General features: G+C 49.3%; 1 pseudogene. It reads right to left on the reverse strand.

Annotation, left to right across the window (positions count from 1 at the left end):
* Positions 1 to 54: 54 nt before the first annotated feature.
* A pseudogene (locus tag FD01_RS10925) lies at positions 55 to 1,209 on the reverse strand (MATE family efflux transporter); the annotation flags it as partial.
* Positions 1,210 to 1,378: the final 169 nt, after the last annotated feature.

Below are 1,378 nucleotides of genomic sequence, written 5' to 3' on the forward strand. Positions count from 1 at the left end.
CGGCCTGTTCTGGGATTGTCCTCAACGACTGGCTAACTTGTTCTTGCAATTTACGACCATGGTTTTGCCCAAGCCTTGCAACAAATTCCGCATGGTGAACAAAATCGCGAGCAACCAATACATGCTGGCATTGTAATGGAAGTAAGTTTGCGCCAGTGCGGTGACGGCAGGCTGGTTCGGGCCTAAGAACAAGTTGACCAAGGGCTTGCCAAACATAATGATCAACGCGCCAAGCACAGCTGAAACCCCGACGTTGAGCGCCAAGGTTTGATGCACCCCACGGCGAATGCGGCCGTATTCCCGAGCGCCAAGGTTTTGCGCTGCAAAAGTCGCCATCGCAAGGCCAAACGACGATGCCGGCAACGTCGCCAACTGATCGATCCGCCCAGCTGCAGTGTACGCTGCAACCGCATCGGTGCCTAAAGTATTGAGCATGACTTGTAAAATGACGGAACCGATGGCAATGATCGACATACTAAAGCCCATCGGCAACCCGACTTTGAGGTGTTCTAAAATACTTTGCCAATCAAAAGCGAGATCTTGCTTGCGAATGACCAATAGCGGGATACGTTTTTTAATGAACAACCAACACAAAATCGCTGAGAAGGTTTGCGCGATCACCGTTGCCCAACCAGCGCCAGCCACACCCCAATGAAAGCCTAAAATAAACAGCAATTCCAAGGCGATGTTCACCACTGTGGCGATGATCAAGAAGATCAACGGCGTGCGCGAGTCGCCTAAGGCTCGCATCATGTTACTCAACAAGTTGAACGCCATCGATGCAAATACCCCGATGAAAATGACCCGCACGAAAGCGACGGATTGATCGATGATTTCCGGTGGTGTCTGCATCAATTCCAATAACGGTCGGGTCATCGATACAGAAATCGCGGTTAAAATCGCGGTGATGGCGATACTGATCCAAATGCTCGACCCAAAACTTTTCCGGACGCCGCGTTCATCGCGGGCCCCAAAGGCTTGAGCAGTGAGCACCGATAACCCGGCGGTGGTCCCTTGGGCAAACCCAATGATCAAAAAGTTGATACTCCCGGTGGCCCCAACCGCCGCCAATGCGTCTTTGCCGATGGTCCGGCCGACGATCAGCGCGTCCATAAAACTATATAGCTGTTGAAAGACATTCCCAATTAAAAGTGGAATGGTAAATAAAATCACCAATTTCAATGGATTGCCTTTTGTTAACGTGCGCACACTACCCCTCCTTTGCGAAACCGATTTCTTCAACTTCGAGCATCTTACGACAGTTTTGGTCAAAAGTCATCAGGCAAAGTGCATGAAAATCAATATTTTTGTATTTTCATTTTGACCCCGCGTTTTACAATCAAGTTAGCCACTATCGTTAGCACTCAGACAAAATAAA

The organism is Lacticaseibacillus manihotivorans DSM 13343 = JCM 12514 (genome assembly GCF_001435035.1).
Classification (GTDB): Bacteria; Bacillota; Bacilli; order Lactobacillales; family Lactobacillaceae; genus Lacticaseibacillus; species Lacticaseibacillus manihotivorans.